The following is an 18,114-nucleotide window of genomic DNA, read 5'->3' on the forward strand; positions in this document are numbered from 1 at the left end:
GAACCCTTCTGAAGACGGCAAGGCTATGTTTTATTTATGGATAAACCGATTTATCCATTCGCATCGGCGATTCTATGATCAAGCTGGCGGTACTGAATCGCTTCGGCGACATGACCAGCAGAAATACAGTCTGCCCCTTCCAAATCCGCGATCGTGCGGGACAGCTTGATGATACGGTCGTAGGCGCGCATACTGAGGCCGATTGATTGAAAAGTGGCTTCCAGCAGCTGCACTGCTTCCCGGTTCAACCTCGCATATTTCCGCAGCAGTTTGCCGCTTAGCTCGCTATTTCTGGAGATCTCCAGCCCTTTGTAACGCTGCTGCTGCAGCTCCTGTGCATAAAGCACTGCCTTTCTCATTTCTTCCGAGCTAAGGGGCTGTTTATCGTTCAGCCAATTTGCCGGTAGTGGAACTTCAACATGCATGTCGATACGATCCAGCAGAGGGCCGGAAATGCGCTCCCGGTATTGAGCTACCCTATAGGGGCTGCAGGTGCAGCGAGGGAGCGGCGGCTGGCCTCCAAAAAATCCGCACGGACAAGGATTTAGTGAAACCGCCAGCTGAAAATTTGCTGGGAAAGTGAAGGCTGCCCGGCTCCGGCTAATCGTAACTTTTCGTTCCTCCAGCGGCTGGCGCAGCACCTCCAGGGCATTGCGGGCAAACTCCGGCAGCTCGTCGAGAAACAGAACCCCGTGATGAGCCAGACTGACCTCCCCAGCCCGCGGGATGCCGCCGCCGCCGACGAGTCCCGCCGCCGAAATCGTATGATGAGGCGAGCGAAAAGGTCTGCTGCGTATTAGTGTGGATTCCGCTCCTTTGAATTTCCCTGCGGAGCTGTAGATTTTCGTCACCTCCAGCGCTTCATCTTGGCTTAACTCAGGCAGAATGGAGGGGAGGCGGCGGATTAGCATCGTTTTGCCGGTGCCTGGCGGTCCGATGAGCATAATATTATGCTTTCCCGCGGCAGCAATTGTCATGGCCCGCTTGGCGTGCAGCTGTCCCAAGACATCGCTGTAGTCCTCCGTCAAGAGGCCCGGTGTATGGGACGGACGGCTTGTCTCGTTGCTGGAGCATTTTAAGTGGGCAAACGATGATATAACAAGCGGGCCTTCCTTCGTCTGGGCCGAAGGACAATGCGGTTTGGAGTGCACATTTTCAACAGGCGATAATTCGTTTAAATGTTTCAAGCCGTAAATTGAAATTCCGCCTAGCAGCATTGCTTCCTCCGTATTCTCCCAGGGAAGAAGCACGGCATCAAAGCCTTGCCGTTTGGCCAAATCAACCATAGAAATGACGCCGGAGACGGGGCGAAGCAGGCCATCGAGAGAGAGCTCTCCGATCATCAGGAGCCGTTCGTTTGCAGGCAATACAATCTGCTTGCTCGCAGATAGTATGCCAAGCGCGATCGCTAGATCAAAGGCGGAGCCTTCTTTGCGCAGATCGGCTGGCGCCAGATTGATCGTTACCCGCTGAAGGGGGAAGGCATAGCCGCAATTTTTGATCGCGGCTCTCACCCGTTCAACAGCCTCTCGCACAGCGGAGTCCGGCAAGCCGACAATCATCGTATGCGGAATGCCGTTTGACAAATCGACTTCGACCTCGATTAATCTTCCGTCTATCCCGTATAGACATGCGCTATACAATTTACCGTACATAATAAACAAACACCCCTTTCTCTCATTGCGGCATTAGGCATGACATGCCTAAATGCAGTGTGGGAAAAGGGTGCTTCCTCAACTTTCCATCGTCGCATGACCGTATTTTAGAAGGAAATCCACGAAAAGTCAATAAACGGGCGTTGCAGCAATTGCTTTGTTGTGGCTCGCTATTAAAAAAGTTACACAATAAAAATTGGCTTAATATTATCGGGATAGAGGCCGATCTATCTCGATATGATATATTTTACCTGGATAAAGCGAGGCGGGGAATTTGACTCAATTTGCCGAAAGTTCGTATTTTATCAGCTATGTGAAGGAAGGGGGAAATCCAGCGGAATTCCTGAAAATGGAGCGACCCAGAACATGATCCATATCAAAATTAGATGGAAACGATATAAAAAAGTTGTGTATAAAGAATGAATTTTTAAGGAAAGCGTTTTAAAAACATGGTACAATGTACTGGGTTTCATATGTTCACCTTAATTACCGCCTGTTGATAGGAGGATTCTACGAATGAATATCCATGAATATCAAGGAAAAGAAGTCCTGAAGCAATACGGGGTAGCCGTGCCGAAGGGACAAGTTGCCTTTACGGTGGATGAAGCCGTAAAAGCAGCTGAAGAACTGGGCAGCGGAGTCGTCGTGGTCAAAGCCCAAATCCACGCTGGAGGCCGGGGGAAGGCCGGTGGCGTCAAGGTTGCGAAGAATTTGGATGAAGTGCGGGCATATGCCGAAGAAATTCTCGGCAAGGTACTCGTAACACATCAGACGGGGCCTGAGGGCAAGGAAGTAAAACGCCTGTTGATTGAGCAAGGTTGCGACATTAAGAAGGAATATTATGTCGGCGTTGTTGTCGACCGGGCAACGGGACGCGTCGTACTGATGGCTTCGGAAGAAGGCGGTACGGAAATTGAGGAGGTAGCTGCGGCTACACCGGAGAAAATTTTCAAGGAAATCGTTGATCCAGCTATCGGCTTGCAGCCGTTCCAGGCTCGCAGACTGGCGTATGCTATTAATATTCCGAATGAGCTGGTGAACAAAGCGGCTCAATTCATGCTGGCGTTGTATGAAGCATTTGTGGATAAAGACTGCTCCATCGCAGAAATCAACCCGCTTGTTGTTACGGGCGACGGCCAAGTGATGGCGCTTGATGCCAAGCTGAACTTTGATTCCAACGCGTTGTTCCGCCAGAAGGATATTTTGGCGCTTCGCGATCTTGAAGAAGAAGATGAGAAGGAAATCGAAGCCTCAAAATACGACTTGAGCTATATCGCCCTGGATGGCAATATCGGCTGCATGGTCAACGGCGCAGGCCTGGCGATGGCGACGATGGATATTATTAAATATTACGGCGGCGATCCTGCCAACTTCCTCGACGTAGGGGGCGGCGCAACCGCAGAGAAAGTCACGGAAGCTTTCAAAATCATTTTGTCCGATGCGAAAGTCAAAGGTATTTTCGTCAATATTTTTGGCGGCATCATGAAATGCGATGTCATCGCTTCGGGAATCGTTGAGGCTGCGAAGCAAGTGGGTCTTAATCGTCCGCTTGTTGTCCGGCTGGAAGGAACGAACGTCGAGCTCGGGAAGAATATTTTGGCGAATTCGGGTCTTGCGATCGTCTCTGCCGATTCCATGGCCGACGGTGCTCAGAAGATCGTCGAACTAGTATCATAATCTAATCTTCCAATCCATATTAGAGGAGGCTCGAACGATGAGTATTTTGGTCGATAAAAATACAAAAGTGATTACACAGGGGATTACCGGAAAAACCGCCCTGTTCCATGCAAAAGGCGCCTTGGATTACGGTACGCAAATGGTTGGCGGCACTTCGCCAGGCAAGGGCGGAACGAAGGTGGATATCACGCTGGAGAGCGGCGAAACGGTAAGCCTTCCGGTGTTCAATACCGTAAAGGAAGCAAAGGAAGCTACTGGGGCAACGGCAAGCGTTATTTATGTACCGCCGGCGTTTGCTGCAGACTCGATCCTTGAAGCTGTCGAGGCGGAGATGGAGCTAGTAATTTGTATTACAGAAGGCATTCCTGTGCTCGATATGGTCAAGGTTTCTCGTTATATGGAAGGGAAGAAGACCGTCTTGATCGGGCCGAACTGTCCTGGCGTTATTACGCCTGGAGAGTGCAAAATCGGAATTATGCCGGGGTACATCCATATGCCGGGCCATGTCGGCGTAGTATCGCGAAGTGGAACGCTTACCTACGAAGCGGTTCATCAGCTGACTACCCGGGGTATTGGCCAGTCTTCGGCGGTAGGGATCGGGGGCGACCCTGTTAAAGGTTCGGAGTTCATCGATATTTTGCGCCGTTTTAATGAAGATGACAACACGCATGCTGTCATTATGATTGGAGAAATCGGCGGAACGGCCGAGGAAGAAGCAGCGGAATGGATTCGCGACAATATGACGAAGCCGGTTGTCGGATTCATCGGCGGCGTAACGGCGCCTCCAGGGAAACGGATGGGCCATGCCGGCGCGATCATTTCCGGAGGGAAGGGAACGGCGAAGGAGAAGATTGCCAAGCTGGAGGAATGCGGCATCAAGGTCGCGCCTACGCCTTCAGAAATGGGCTCTACGCTGGTAAGCGTGCTCGAAGAGCGCGGCATTCTTAATCTCTGCACGACACATTAATAGATCTCTGTTATAATAATTGATAAGGTAAGCAACCTTCTTGGCCAGAACGGCTAGAGGGTTGCTTTTTTTGCTTTTTTTCGGTTAAACACTTATTTGACGGGAGGAGCAGGAATTGGACAAGCGGTCGATACTTATTGGGTTGCACGAAAGCGAGGGGCTCGGCTGGAAGCGGATTGAGCATATATTGAGCCGGGACGAAAATTGGGTCCATGCTTTGGATTTTACCGCCACGGATTGGATGGAGCGGGGCCTTGGGGCGGAAATCGCCTTGAGGCTATCGAAGATACTAACAAAAAGCTGGATCGAGGAAAGGCTTGAGCAGTTGGATCGCAAGAGGATAAGTACGCTGACGATCTTCGACCCTCTGTATCCCTTATTAATGAAGGAAAGCGTTCGGCCCCCCTGGGTTTTATATGGCATAGGGGATATGAAGCTGCTTGCCCTACCTTCCATTGCGGTGGTTGGCACTCGTCTTCCTACGGCTTATGGCCGGAAAGTTTGCACGGAGTTAACCACGGCGCTTTGCCGCCGGGGCATGGTTGTCGTTAGCGGGCTGGCCAAAGGGATTGACGCGTGTTGTCATGAGGCAGCACTGCGCTCCGGGGGCAGGACGGTGGCCGTGCTCGGGACGGCGATAGATGTCATTTATCCCCCGGAAAATGCTTCTTTATACCAAATGATCGGTGAACAGGGGCTGATTTTGTCAGAATATCCGATCGGTACGCCAGGACATCCCGGATTATTTCCGCAGCGCAACCGAATTATTGCCGGATTAACATATGGAACAGTTGTCGTGGAGGCGGATGTCCGCAGCGGCTCGTTAATTACGGCTGATGCTGCGCTGGAGGCCGGTCGCGACGTATTTGCCGTTCCAGGGCAGATCACCTCGCCCAAAAGCCGTGGAACGCTCGGCCTAATCCGGCAAGGGGCTAAAATGGTTACCGATGCACAAGATATTTTAGAGGAATATGATGTCTTGCTGTCTAATTTAGAGGAAAAGGAGGAAGAAATCGGATCAAACGACGAGTTGACAGATGAGCAGCGCCGCATATACCATATGTTGGAGCAGGATATTTCTACATTTGATGAACTGCTGATGAAGACGGAATGGGAATTTGGACATTTACATTCAGTTCTGTTATCTTTAATCATGAAAAAAGCAGTAGTCCAACTGCCTGGTTCTGTTTATAAGGTAATATAGTCCATTCCTTGTTGAGAGTGGTTCATAAAATATGACTATATGACTTGTATAAAGCTTATTAGTTTGTAATGTTTGAGAGGAGGATGACCCTGTGGCGGATTCACTCGTCATCGTGGAATCGCCTGCCAAGGCGAAAACGATTGGCAAATACTTAGGCAGCAAATACATCGTGAAAGCTTCAATGGGACATGTTCGCGATTTGCCCAAGAGCCAAATTGGGGTTGAAGTAGAGAATGACTTCAGTCCAAAGTATATAACAATCCGTGGTAAGGGTTCTGTATTGAAGGAATTGAAGGATGCCAGTAAAAAGGTAAAGAAAATTTACCTCGCGGCTGACCCTGATCGCGAAGGGGAAGCGATAGCTTGGCACTTGGCTCATGCGCTAGATATGGATGAAACGGAAACCTGCCGTGTCGTATTCAATGAAATTACGAAGCAGGCGGTCAAGGATGCGTTCAAGACTCCGCGCAAAATCAATATGGATCTCGTAAATGCCCAGCAAGCACGGCGGATTCTCGACCGGCTCGTTGGCTACAAGATCAGTCCCTTGCTATGGAAGAAGGTTAAGAAAGGCCTGTCGGCGGGAAGAGTTCAATCGGTCGCCGTCAAAATTATCATGGACCGGGAGAACGAGATTTCCGCATTCGTTCCGGAGGAATATTGGAGCATAACGGCCAAGCTCAAGACGGGAGAATCTTCGTTCGAAGCGAAGTTCCACCAGCTTCGCGGAGAGAAGCTAGAGCTGAACAATGAAGAACAGGTAAATGGCATTTTGAAATCGATCGAGGGTGCCGCATTTGCGGTTTCAGAGGTGAAAGAGAGAGAGCGTCTCCGCCATCCAGCAGCTCCGTTTACGACGAGTTCTCTGCAGCAGGAAGCGGCCCGCAAGCTGAATTTCCGTGCGGCTAAGACGATGTCGGTTGCTCAGCAGCTGTACGAAGGAGTAGATTTGGGCAAAGAGGGGACCGTAGGTCTCATTACTTACATGCGTACCGACTCTACGCGGATCGCCGAGTCTGCGCAAACGGAAGCGAAGGAATATATTCTGGATAAATACGGCGAGAAATATGCGCCCGAAACGCCAAGGCAGTATTCGAAGAAAGCGGCCGGCTCCCAGGACGCGCACGAGGCGATACGTCCTACCTCCGTGCTTCGCGACCCGGAATCCGTAAAGTCCTTTATGAGCCGCGACCAGTATCGTTTGTATAAATTGATTTGGGAACGCTTTATGGCGAGTCAGATGTCCTCTGCTGTACTGGATACTCTTTCCGTGGACATCGCTGCAGGAGACGTGACGTTCCGTGCTGTTGGCTCGAAAATCCGCTTTCACGGCTTTATGAAGGTGTACGTGGAAGGCAATGACGATGGAACAACCGATGATGATAAATATTTGCCTCCGCTTGCGGTTGGCGACCAGCTGCAAACCGAGGGAATTGAACCAAAGCAGCATTTTACCCAGCCGCCGCCAAGATACACGGAAGCACGCTTGGTAAAAACGCTCGAGGAGCTGGGGATCGGACGACCTAGTACGTACGCGCCTACCCTGGAGACGATCCAGAAGCGCGGTTATGTAGCGATTGAAGACAAGAAGTTCATGCCTACCGAACTCGGGGAACTAATCATTGAGCAGATGGAGCAGTTTTTTCCGGAAATTCTGGATGTGGAGTTTACCGCGCACATGGAAGAAGATCTCGATCATGTGGAGGAAGGTTCCGAGGATTGGGTCCGCGTACTGAGCGATTTCTATGAATCGTTTGAGAAGCGGCTCGAAGTCGCTGAAGAAGAAATGAAGGAAATCGAAATCGAAGATGAAGTTTCCGATGAAATTTGCGAGAAATGCGGCAAGCCGCTCGTATATAAATTGGGGCGTTTCGGCAAATTCCTCGCTTGCTCCGGTTTCCCGGACTGCCGGAATACTAAGCCGATTATCAAGGACATCGGTGTGACGTGTCCGAAATGCAAAGAAGGCCATGTCGTGGAACGGCGAAGCAAGAAAGGAAGGATATTTTTCGGGTGTAACCGGTATCCGGAATGCGATTTTGTGTCCTGGGATAGGCCATCCCCGAAGCCTTGCCCGAAATGCGGAGGGCTGCTCGTTGAGAAGCGCAACAAGCAAGGAGGCAAGCTGCAGTGCACGGCTTGCGATCACGCGGAGCCGATCGAGGAGAATGAAGATACCTCCGATGAATAGACGACAACTAGAACAGGCCTACTGAAACACATTAGGGGGTAATTAGAGTGGAGCAATCAAAGAGAGTAACTGTTGTTGGAGCAGGGCTTGCCGGAAGCGAGGCCGCTTGGCAGCTCGCTAAGCGCGGCATCCCTGTAAGATTATATGAAATGCGTCCTGTCCGGAAGACGCCGGCTCACCATACGGATAAATTTGCCGAACTAGTTTGCAGCAATTCTTTGCGGGCCAACAGCCTGACTAATGCCGTAGGCGTCCTCAAAGAAGAGATGCGCATGCTGGATTCACTGGTCATTGGAGCGGCAGACCGCAATGCCGTTCCCGCGGGAGGCGCCTTGGCGGTTGACAGAGACGGCTTCTCAGGCGAGATTACCCGAACGCTGCGCGAACATCCGCTGGTCGAGGTTATTAATGAAGAAATACAGGAAATCCCGGAGGACGGAATCGTAATCATCGCCACGGGGCCGCTGACTTCTCCGGCGTTATCGGAGCAGATCAAGCGTTTGACCGGCGAGGATTATTTCTACTTCTACGATGCTGCTGCGCCGATCGTGGAGAAGGACTCCATCGATATGAATAAAGTTTACCTGGCTTCGCGATACGATAAGGGAGAAGCGGCTTACTTGAATTGCCCGATGACGGAAGCGGAATTCGATGCGTTCTACGAAGCTCTTATTCACGCGGAAGTCGCCGAATTGAAAGAGTTCGAGAAGGAAATCTATTTCGATGGCTGCATGCCGATCGAAATTATGATGCGAAAGGGAAAGCAGACGGCTTTATTTGGGCCGATGAAGCCGGTAGGACTCGTGAATCCTCATGACGGCAAGCTCCCGCACGCGGTCGTTCAACTGCGTCAGGATAATGCGGCGGGAACGCTGTACAATTTGGTGGGATTTCAAACTCATTTGAAATGGGGAGAGCAAAAACGGGTATTCTCGATGATTCCAGGCTTGGAGAATGCTGAATTTGTCCGTTACGGCGTCATGCACCGCAATACATTTATTAACTCGCCAAAGCTGCTTGAGCCGACGTATCAGCTGAAAGAGCGGCCAAGGCTGTTCTTTGCGGGGCAGATGACCGGTGTAGAGGGGTATGTCGAGTCTGCGGCCTCGGGGCTGGTTGCTGGGATCAATGCTGCGCTGGCGGTAAATGAGCAGGACGGCATCGTGTTCCCTGAGGATACAACGTTAGGAAGCATGGCCAGATACATCACGACGGCTGACTTCAAGCATTTTCAGCCGATGAATGCCAATTTCGGTTTATTCCCGAAGCTGGACACCCGTTACCGTAAAAAGGCGGAGAAGAACGAAGCGCTTGCCCACCGGGCATTGGACAGTTTAAAGACGTTCATTACTGATTCCCGCTTACAAGGCTGATTCTTAGGAAGTATCGTCCTGTATAGCGCATCATACAATGATATACGGGTACCCCTAAACAGAGGAGATGGATTGTAATGATTCCTACTTTTCATGCAACGACCATATGTGCTGTTCGCCACAATGGCCAAGGAGCTATTGCGGGCGACGGTCAGGTCACGTTTGGCGAAAGCGTCGTGATGAAGCAGACGGCCAAGAAGGTCCGCCGCCTGTACAGGGGTCAGGTTTTGGCCGGTTTTGCCGGCTCTGTGGCCGATGCCATTACTCTATTTGAGAAGTTTGAGGCCAAGCTGGAGGAGCATCACGGCAATCTCCAGCGCGCCGCTGTAGAGCTGGCGAAGGATTGGCGCCAGGATCGGGTGCTCCGCAAATTGGAAGCCCTGATGATCGTTATGGACAAAACAGGCATGCTCCTGATCTCCGGCGGGGGCGAAATCATTGAACCGGATGACGATGTCCTGGCGATCGGCTCAGGAGGCAATTTTGCTTTGTCTGCTGCCCGTGCGCTAAAGCGTCATGCGGCTCAATTGGAGGCAAAGGACATTGCGCGTGAATCGCTGCTGGTCGCTTCTGAAATCTGCGTGTATACGAACAATAATATCATTGTCGAAGAACTTTGATGTGCGCCTGTTTCCGTGCCAAGAAGCTATGCCGGGAACAGGCTGCCATCGGCTCTACTGTCCGGCCAACCGGACTTTTTTTCGTGGCAAAGTCAAAAATACCCTTCAAAAGGAGGATACTCATGACGAATTCTCAATTAACACCAAGACAAATCGTTTCTGAGCTGGATAAGTATATCGTGGGACAGAAGCAAGCGAAGAAATCTGTTGCAGTCGCTTTGCGCAACCGTTACCGCCGCAGTCTTCTCAGCGAAGAGGTGCAGGATGAAATCGTGCCCAAGAACATTTTGATGATCGGACCCACAGGTGTCGGAAAGACAGAGATTGCACGGCGGCTTGCGAAGCTGGTCGGGGCTCCTTTCATTAAAGTGGAGGCTACGAAGTTTACCGAGGTCGGGTATGTCGGCAGAGACGTAGAATCTATGGTTCGCGATTTGATTGAGACTGCGATTCGCACGGTGAAGCTAGAGCGTACCGAAAAAGTAAAAGATAGGGCTGAGGAACTAGCCAATGAAAGGCTGGTACAAATTCTTGTGCCTTCCAGCCATAAAGCCAAGAACAACCGAAATCCGTTTGAAATGCTGTTTGGAAACCAGCATGCGAGCGAGACACCGTCGGCGGAAGAGGCGCAGGAAGATAGCTCGCTAGCCGAGCAGCGGCGCCAGGTTCGAGCCAAGCTGGCTGCGGGACAAATGGAAGAGAATACGGTTGAAATTGAAGTGGAAGATACGGCGCCGAACATGCTGGATATGTTTGCTGGTCAAGGCAATGACCAGATGGGAATGAATATGCAGGAGATGTTCGGAAACTTCCTTCCGAAGCGTACGAAGAAGCGTAAGCTAACGGTCAAGGAGGCGCGTAAAGTGCTTACACAGGAAGAGGCGGGCAAACTCATTGACCATGACGACCTCGTCCAAGAGGCGGTTGCCCGTGCCGAACAGTCCGGGATAATTTTTATCGACGAGATTGATAAAGTAGCCAGCCGCGGAGGCGGCGGCTCAGGGCCGGATGTGTCCCGCGAAGGTGTGCAGAGGGATATTTTGCCGATCGTTGAAGGATCGACGGTGATGACTAAATATGGACCTGTAAAAACCGACTATATTTTGTTTATTGCTGCCGGCGCATTCCACGTGGCTAAACCTTCGGATCTGATCCCTGAGCTTCAGGGGAGATTCCCGATTCGGGTTGAGCTGAACAGTTTGTCCCAAGAGGACTTCGTTTCGATACTTACTGAGCCTAAAAATGCATTGACGAAGCAATACACCGAGCTGCTGCGCACGGAAGACATTGAAATAGATTTTTCCACTGAGGCGATTGCAGAAATCGCTCAAATTGCCGCATCTGTCAATGCCAATACCGAGAATATCGGAGCAAGACGCCTGCATACCATTCTAGAAAAGCTGCTGGAGGATTTATCATTCGAGGCGCCAGAGCTTACGCTTGAAAAAATGACGATCACTCCGGAGTATGTACGCGAGAAACTAGGCGATATCGCCCAGGATCGCGATCTCAGTCAATTTATTTTATAACTCCGGACATCTTCCTAAACCGCATAAGAAAGCCATTTGAGGCCGTTAGTCCCACGAAATTGGGGCGGCGGCTTTTCTTCTTTTTCCGACAAGTATAATCGGCATAAGGTCATACCTAAAAATGCCGATTTTTCATAAAAATATTGAAAATTATTCAAAAAATGCATAATTAATCGTTAAAATCTGTAAAGATAGGGCTTTTTTCTTATTGTAATAATGTCGAATCTGCTTGAAACTTAGGATATATGACATTAAGCTGTTTTTTGACCAAATAGGACAATAGAAAGACTATCGAAACGGTTTATTGTCGAAAAAAAGAGGAATTTGCGAATTTGTGTGGAATTAGTTGTAAGTCGAGAATGAAAATGAAGAAATTTAATCAATTAAGGGGGATAGGAAGATGCAGCTACTAAATGGCGTAGGCTTTCAAAGGCTCGAAAACGCGATTCAGGCTGCCAGTACTAGGCAGCAAGTGATAGCAGATAATATAGCGAACGTGGATACCCCTTATTTCAAGCGTTCGAACGTATCTTTCGAGACCTTGTTGCAGAATGAGTTGAACGGCGGAATGCCTGCTCTCCGGGGAAATCGGACCGATTATAGGCACTTTGTCATAGGTTCGTCAGGGAATGTACCGGAGCCCAGAATCGTGGTCGATGACAGAACAGCAATGAACAACAACCTGAATAACGTGGACATCGATAGCGAGATGAGTTTGCTTGCGGAAAATAAACTTAGGTACGACACGTACATAGAACAGTTGAATTATCAAATCAAAATGAAGCGCGTGGCTACAGAAGGGAGATAATAAGCTTTGAAAATCAGCGACAGTTTCAGTATTAGTTCTTCAGCACTAACAGCGCAGCGCCTTCGTATGGACGTTATCTCCTCCAATATCGCCAATGCCCGAACAACGCGCGCCAGCATGGAAAATGGCCAGCCGATCCCATATCGGCGGAAGACGGTTGTCATGGCACCCAACAAAACCGATTTTGGTACGACACTGGATTCGTTAATGGGCAAGAAACCCATTAGCCAGGGGGTAAAGATTACTCAAATCACGGAAGATCAAACGCCATTCAAGCCGGTATACGATCCGACGCATCCCGACGCTGACGGCGAAGGCTATGTCTACATGCCAAACGTAGATTTGATGAAGGAAATGGTAGACATGATTTCGGCCACGCGGTCCTACGAGGCCAACGTCACCGCACTGAACGCCAGTAAAGCCATGATTTCAAAGGCCTTGCAAATCGGTAAATAACCAGTCAAATTGAAGCAGTCAGGAGTTGGGAAGAATTGATCCAAAACAATATTAGTCTGAATACGATTCAAAGGTTAGAGGCCGCAACAGAACCGGTCAAACCAACAGTAACATCTCCTTCAGAAGCGATTAAAAATTTCAGTTCATATTTGACTGATGCGCTGAACGGAGTAGCCGCACAAGAAAACAATGTACAACGAGTCAATGAGCAGTTTCTCCTTGGTCAAGCGAATGTTGATCAGGTTATGATCGCCTCAGAGCAAGCGCTGTTAAGTTTGCAGCTCACTACGCAAGTACGGAACAAAGTGATCGAAGCTTATCAAGAGATTATGCGTACGCAAATTTAATGAAACTAGCAAGCTGTAGATGAGGTGACATTGTGAATGAGAGAATCGCCCAATACCGGGATCGATTGACCGGATATTGGAATAATTTCAGCAGTAAGCAAAAAACGCTATTAATATCGACGATAGCGATCATTTTATTGGCAGTAATATTGTTGACGATTCAGTTTTCTAAAACGGAATATGAAGTAGCCTTTACGAATTTGGATTCTACAGATGCTGCGGGCATCATGAATCACCTTGAATCAAGCGGTATTCCTTATCAATTAAGCGCGGATGGAACTAGCATTTCCGTGCCTAGCAAGGAAGCGTCTCGCGTGAAAGTGGACGTAGGCTCGCAGGGTATCGTGAAAAACGGCTCTATCGGCTGGGAAGCTTTTAACGAGAGTTCTTCCCTTATCGGTATGACGGACAATGAATTCAGCGTGAAATACAGAAGCGCACTCAATGGTGAAGTGGAGCAGCTGTTGAAGCGTATGAAGGGTGTACAAGATGCCAAGGTCCTGATTAACTTGCCGGAGGAAAATGTATTCGCCAGTCCGGAAGAACAGCAGAAGGCATCCGCTTCGATCGTCATCGGCTTCAAACCGGGATATCGTCCAAATCAGGAAGCAGTGGATGGATACTTCAACCTTGTGAAGACATCCATACCTAACCTGCCGATCGAGAATATTACCATCACCTCGAGTGATGACACCGTACTTTTGCCTACGGGGCAAGGAGGCAATCTCGGTTCTCTTACGACCGCTGTCCAGGAGAATATGGCTCTACAGAAGAAGTTTGAAAGTGATGTAAGCCGAAGCGTTAAACAGTTTCTTTCCAAGTTGACAGGGCCTGATAAAATCGAGGTTCTAGTAGCGTCAACGCTTAATTTCGATCAAATTATTGAGAAAAATAATCTTGTTACCCCCGTTGATACCGAAAATATGCGGGGAATTGAGATCAGTGCTCAAAGAATTCAGAAAAGCTATACCGGCCAAGGCAATCCGGATAGCGGAATTCCTGGCACCGGAACTGAAGACGTACCGGGTTATCCTGCTGACGGCAGCGGTACCGGAGTGAGTTCCGAAGAATCCTCTTCCACGATAAACTATGAGGTCAACCGTATAACGAAGGACATCGTAGCGAGTCCTTATGTTGTTAAAGATTTAACCATTAATGTAGCAGTTGAACCACCTGTTGGACAAGATTCTTTGGATCAAGCCACCCAGGATGCAATTGAGAACATATTAGCGAATATCGTCAGATCTTATCTTGCCGATTCAGGTACTACTTATACAGACGCTGAACTCCAGCAAAAAGTTGCTGTTTTCTCACAAACTTTTCATGGATCGGAAGAAAAAGCTGCCGGCCTTGCCTTATCTAACCCATGGGTATGGGGAGGGGCGATCGCTGTTCTGTTAGTTGGAGCTGGGATTGGAGCACTTGTGTTCCGTCGCCGCAAAAAAGAGGAAGAAGAGGAAGAAGAGCTGCCGCTGCCTTTACCTCCGGAATTCCCGTCGATCAACTTGGATACTATTACGAACGAAAGTCAAGTGCGTAAACAGCTCGAAACGCTGGCGAAGAAGAAGCCGGATGAATTTGTTAACCTGCTGCGTACCTGGCTGGCAGACGAGTAGAGGTGAACGTAGTGTCAAAAACGATGACTTCTGGTCTTACCGGAAAACAAAAGGCGGCTATTTTGCTGATAACGCTCGGTCCCGAGGTGTCAGCGCAAATATTCAAGCATTTACGTGATGATGAGATAGAGCAGCTGACGCTCGAAATCGCTAACGTCCGTAAAGTGGACAGCAGCGAAAAAGAAATGATTATGGCAGAATTTCATCAGATTTGCCTTGCTCAAGAATATATCACGCAAGGGGGCATTAATTATGCCAAAGAAATTCTGGAGAAAGCATTGGGTTCCACCAAAGCCTTCGAAATCATTAATCGCTTGACGGCAACGCTGCAAGTCAGACCCTTTGATTTTGCCCGCAAGGCGGATCCTAATCAAATATTGAACTTTATCCAGAATGAGAACGCTCAGACGATTGCGCTCGTATTGTCATACCTGCAGTTTGAGCAAGCAGCAGCGATTCTTTCTTCGCTGCCGCAGGAGAAACAGGCGGATGTGGCCCGGAGAATCGCTGTGATGGACAGCACTTCTCCAGAGGTTATTTCCCAAGTAGAACGGGTGCTGGAGCAGAAGCTATCGGCGACCGTAACGCAGGACTATACAAGTGCTGGCGGTATCGAATCGATCGTTCAAATTTTGAATGGGGTCGACCGCGGTACGGAGAGAACGATTTTGGATTCCCTTGAAATTCAGGATCCTGAGCTCGCAGAAGAGATCAAAAAGCGGATGTTCGTATTTGAAGATATCGTCAATATCGATAACCGTTCGATTCAGCGGATTATTCGCGATATCGAGAATTCCGATTTGCAGCTTGCGCTTAAAGTGGCCAGTGAGGAAGTTCGTGAAGCGGTATTCCGCAACATGTCCAAACGCATGTCGGATACTTTCAAGGAAGAAATGGAATATATGGGGCCTGTGCGGCTTCGTGATGTGGAAGAAGCTCAAACTCGCATTGTAGCAACGATCCGCAGATTGGAAGAAGCCGGAGAGATCATTATAGCCCGCGGCGGAGGAGATGACATCATTGTCTAATTTGATTAAGGTGTCCCAATATGTACCGGTCGACATTCTCAAACAATTGAATCTGGGAAAGGCATATGAATCCCCCCAGGATCAACAATTAGATGATGACAATTCTGAGGCTCCGATTCAGACGATTTCCGCTGAAGATATAGCGGCTGAAGAGGCAAGGCGGCAAATGCTCAGCGATGCTAAAGAATTCGCCGAACGGCAAATCCGGGAAGCCTCGGAGCAAGCGGAGAATATGCTTGCCGAAGCCAAGCTCCAGATCGAAGCATGGTGGCAGGAGCAACGAGAGCAGGATGAACATTTGATCGAGGCCCTCAAATCGGAGGGGTTTAATCAAGGATATGAAGAAGGCAAGCAGCAGGCGGAGCAGTCGCTTAAGGCAACAATAGAGCAGATGATGAGCGAGGCGAGCGCTGTGCTGGAGCAGGCTTATTTGGAAAAAGAACGGATTATTCAGGAAGCCGAACCGTTCGTTGTTGAACTGAGCTGCTCGATTGCGGAGAAAGTGATCGATAAGCAATTAGGCCTGGAACCGGACTATGTGCTGGATCTCGTCAAGAGAAGCTTGTCCAGAAAAAGAGAGCAGGGCGTAATCACGCTCTGCGTCTCGCCGGCTCAATTTGCTTTTGTTCAGGCGGCGCGTGAAGAACTCAGCCTAGTCATCGATTCGCAAGCTGAACTTCAGATTTTACCCGATGCGACAGTTCAGGACCGAGGCTGCGTGATTCGTTCCTCTTTCGGAAGTGTCGACGCTAGAATCGATACACAGCTTGCCGAAATCAAAAAGGAACTTCTGCGGATTTCACTCGATAATGAAGACTACCCGGGGACAAGCTCATGATGAAACTTGATGCAGCGAAATATATAGACCATCTAAGGCATATGGACCCGATACGAATTAATGGCAAAGTGACGCAAGTTATTGGATTGATGGTTGAATCCGAGGGACCGGATGCGAGCATCGGCGACCTTTGCTATATTTATCCGAGTAAATCCTCGGAGCCGCTTAGAGCCGAGGTTGTTGGTTTCCGGGACAATAAAGTACTGCTTATGCCTCTCGGGGAGCTGCAGTCGATCGGTCCGGGCTGTGACGTGGTTGGTACAGGGAAGCCTTTAACTGTGCAGGTCGGCTCAGAGCTGCTCGGGAAAGTGCTTGATGGACTTGGCGAACCGCTGGACGGCTCGTTGATCCCAGCCCGAATGGGTCACTATTCCACATATAACAAGCCGATGAATCCGCTGACCCGGCCTCGCGTCGCCCAGCCGATCAGCATTGGTGTTAGAGCCATCGACGGGTTGCTTACGATTGGCAAAGGACAGCGCGTTGGTATTTTTGCCGGCTCGGGGGTCGGTAAAAGTACGCTGATGGGCATGATCGCCCGCAACACCTCGGCCGATGTCAACGTGATTGCGCTTATCGGCGAACGTGGTCGCGAGGTTCTGGATTTTATTGAACGCGATCTCGGCCCGGAAGGCTTGGAGCGATCCGTCGTTATCGTTGCAACCTCCGACCAGCCGGCGTTGATTCGGATGAAGGGCGCTCTGATCGCTACGACCATTGCTGAATATTTCCGTGACCGTGGTCTGAATGTCATGCTGATGATGGATTCCGTAACCCGGTACGCTATGGCGCTGCGCGAGGTTGGACTCGCCGTAGGCGAGCCGCCTGCGATGAGAGGGTATACCCCGTCGGTATTCGCAGCTTTGCCGAAGCTTATGGAGCGTGCGGGAACGGGGCCGTCCGGTTCAATTACGGCATTCTACACCGTGCTTGTCGACGGGGATGATATGAACGAGCCTATCGCGGATGCGGTGAGGGGGATTTTGGACGGACATATCGTGCTTAATCGGAATATCGCAAATAAGGGCCATTTCCCTGCGATTGATATTTTGGCAAGCATCAGCCGCGTCATGAAGGATATCGTGCCGGAAGAGCAGAGCGAGGCAGCGGAGAATCTAAAACGATTGCTGTCCGTGTACAGAGATTCTGAGGATCTGATTAACATCGGAGCATATCAGCAGGGTTCAAACGATGAAATTGACGAGGCTCTGAAATATATCGATAGCATTTGGAGCTTTACCAAGCAGAAGGTGAACGAGAAATCCACATTGTCTGAAGTACAGGAACGTTTAATTGCTGAATTTGCGAGGAGATGACGAGTAGAGGATGAAGTTCCGTTACGTCTACCAGAAAGTTGTCGATTTGAAGTCCAATCAGAAGACGCAGGCTGAATGGATGTTATCCGCTGCCGTCGGCCAGTTGCAGGCGGAGCAGCGCTCCCTCGAATTGCTGGAGGAGGATAAGGTGCGAACCTTCACGGCCATTCAGTCTGCAATGGGGAATAAAGCATCGATGATCAAACTTCAGGAATTGCAGCTTTATATGGATTATTTGGAGAATTGCATTGAAAGCAAGCTAGGCGACATCCGGCGTGCAGAAGCAAATGTTGAGAAGAAGAAGGCCGTGTTGAACGGTAAAATGCTGGATGAGAAAGTCTGGCTCAAGGCAAAAGAAAAGGCTAAACACAAATATCAGCACGAAATGCTTCTTCGGGAACAAAACGAACTGGACGAAATAGCTACGGTCCGGTTTGCCATGAAAGCCCGGTAAGGAGTAACACGGGCATCAGCGATGGGTTTGCGAAG

General features: G+C 49.7%; 16 protein-coding genes. 15 read left to right on the top strand and 1 reads right to left on the bottom strand.

What is annotated here, in order from left to right:
* Positions 1 to 50: 50 nt before the first annotated feature.
* On the bottom strand, positions 51 to 1,655 hold the full coding sequence (locus QNH46_RS10750) for a YifB family Mg chelatase-like AAA ATPase (RefSeq protein ID WP_283928081.1): 1,605 nt from the start codon (positions 1,653 to 1,655) through the stop codon (positions 51 to 53).
* A 516-nt stretch (positions 1,656 to 2,171) separates the two neighbouring features.
* Here QNH46_RS10750 and sucC point away from each other — a divergent pair.
* From sucC to fliJ, 15 genes are all read left to right on the top strand, one after another.
* On the top strand, positions 2,172 to 3,332 hold the full coding sequence (sucC, locus tag QNH46_RS10755; protein ID WP_155610959.1) for an ADP-forming succinate--CoA ligase subunit beta: 1,161 nt from the start codon (positions 2,172 to 2,174) through the stop codon (positions 3,330 to 3,332).
* 37 nt (positions 3,333 to 3,369) lie between these two features.
* A complete protein-coding gene (gene sucD / locus QNH46_RS10760; RefSeq protein WP_283928082.1) occupies positions 3,370 to 4,299 on the top strand; it encodes a succinate--CoA ligase subunit alpha in 930 nt (309 codons plus the stop codon).
* 115 nt (positions 4,300 to 4,414) lie between these two features.
* Complete coding sequence (dprA, locus tag QNH46_RS10765) at positions 4,415 to 5,503, top strand: DNA-processing protein DprA (RefSeq protein ID WP_283928083.1); 1,089 nt, start codon at positions 4,415 to 4,417, stop codon at positions 5,501 to 5,503.
* A gap of 91 nt (positions 5,504 to 5,594) precedes the next feature.
* A complete protein-coding gene (topA, locus tag QNH46_RS10770) occupies positions 5,595 to 7,694 on the top strand; it encodes a type I DNA topoisomerase (protein WP_283928084.1) in 2,100 nt (699 codons plus the stop codon).
* 47 nt (positions 7,695 to 7,741) lie between these two features.
* A complete protein-coding gene (gene trmFO / locus QNH46_RS10775) occupies positions 7,742 to 9,067 on the top strand; it encodes a methylenetetrahydrofolate--tRNA-(uracil(54)-C(5))-methyltransferase (FADH(2)-oxidizing) TrmFO (RefSeq protein ID WP_283928085.1) in 1,326 nt (441 codons plus the stop codon).
* Between the two features lie 77 nt (positions 9,068 to 9,144).
* Positions 9,145 to 9,687, top strand: coding sequence for an ATP-dependent protease subunit HslV (gene hslV / locus QNH46_RS10780; protein WP_280530395.1), 543 nt, complete (start codon positions 9,145 to 9,147; stop codon positions 9,685 to 9,687).
* Positions 9,688 to 9,809: 122 nt separating this feature from the next.
* Entirely contained in the window at positions 9,810 to 11,216 is a 1,407-nt protein-coding gene (gene hslU / locus QNH46_RS10785) for an ATP-dependent protease ATPase subunit HslU (protein WP_283928086.1), read from the top strand.
* A gap of 400 nt (positions 11,217 to 11,616) precedes the next feature.
* The gene (gene flgB, locus QNH46_RS10790) at positions 11,617 to 12,024 is read left to right on the top strand and encodes a flagellar basal body rod protein FlgB (RefSeq protein WP_213588627.1); all 408 of its coding nucleotides are present in this window, start codon (positions 11,617 to 11,619) and stop codon (positions 12,022 to 12,024) included.
* A gap of 6 nt (positions 12,025 to 12,030) precedes the next feature.
* A complete protein-coding gene (gene flgC, locus QNH46_RS10795; protein WP_283928087.1) occupies positions 12,031 to 12,480 on the top strand; it encodes a flagellar basal body rod protein FlgC in 450 nt (149 codons plus the stop codon).
* Between the two features lie 35 nt (positions 12,481 to 12,515).
* Entirely contained in the window at positions 12,516 to 12,827 is a 312-nt protein-coding gene (gene fliE, locus QNH46_RS10800) for a flagellar hook-basal body complex protein FliE (protein ID WP_155610966.1), read from the top strand.
* A 32-nt stretch (positions 12,828 to 12,859) separates the two neighbouring features.
* On the top strand, positions 12,860 to 14,443 hold the full coding sequence (fliF, locus tag QNH46_RS10805; RefSeq protein WP_283928088.1) for a flagellar basal-body MS-ring/collar protein FliF: 1,584 nt from the start codon (positions 12,860 to 12,862) through the stop codon (positions 14,441 to 14,443).
* Positions 14,444 to 14,466: 23 nt separating this feature from the next.
* Positions 14,467 to 15,471, top strand: a complete 1,005-nt coding sequence (fliG, locus tag QNH46_RS10810) for a flagellar motor switch protein FliG (protein ID WP_283928406.1) — start codon at positions 14,467 to 14,469, stop codon at positions 15,469 to 15,471.
* Positions 15,464 to 16,309 (top strand): FliH/SctL family protein, encoded by an 846-nt coding sequence (locus QNH46_RS10815; protein WP_283928089.1) that lies wholly within the window; start codon positions 15,464 to 15,466, stop codon positions 16,307 to 16,309. Before fliG ends, QNH46_RS10815 begins: the two co-directional genes overlap by 8 nt.
* Positions 16,306 to 17,625: a flagellar protein export ATPase FliI gene (gene fliI / locus QNH46_RS10820; protein WP_283928090.1), complete on the top strand. Its 1,320-nt coding sequence runs from the start codon at positions 16,306 to 16,308 to the stop codon at positions 17,623 to 17,625. The genes QNH46_RS10815 and fliI overlap by 4 nt, the downstream gene beginning before the upstream one ends.
* A 10-nt stretch (positions 17,626 to 17,635) precedes the next feature.
* Complete coding sequence (fliJ, locus tag QNH46_RS10825; protein WP_283928091.1) at positions 17,636 to 18,079, top strand: flagellar export protein FliJ; 444 nt, start codon at positions 17,636 to 17,638, stop codon at positions 18,077 to 18,079.
* Positions 18,080 to 18,114 lie beyond the last annotated feature (35 nt).

The sequence above is a fragment of the Paenibacillus woosongensis genome (assembly GCF_030122845.1).
Lineage (GTDB): Bacteria > Bacillota > Bacilli > Paenibacillales > Paenibacillaceae > Fontibacillus > Fontibacillus woosongensis_A.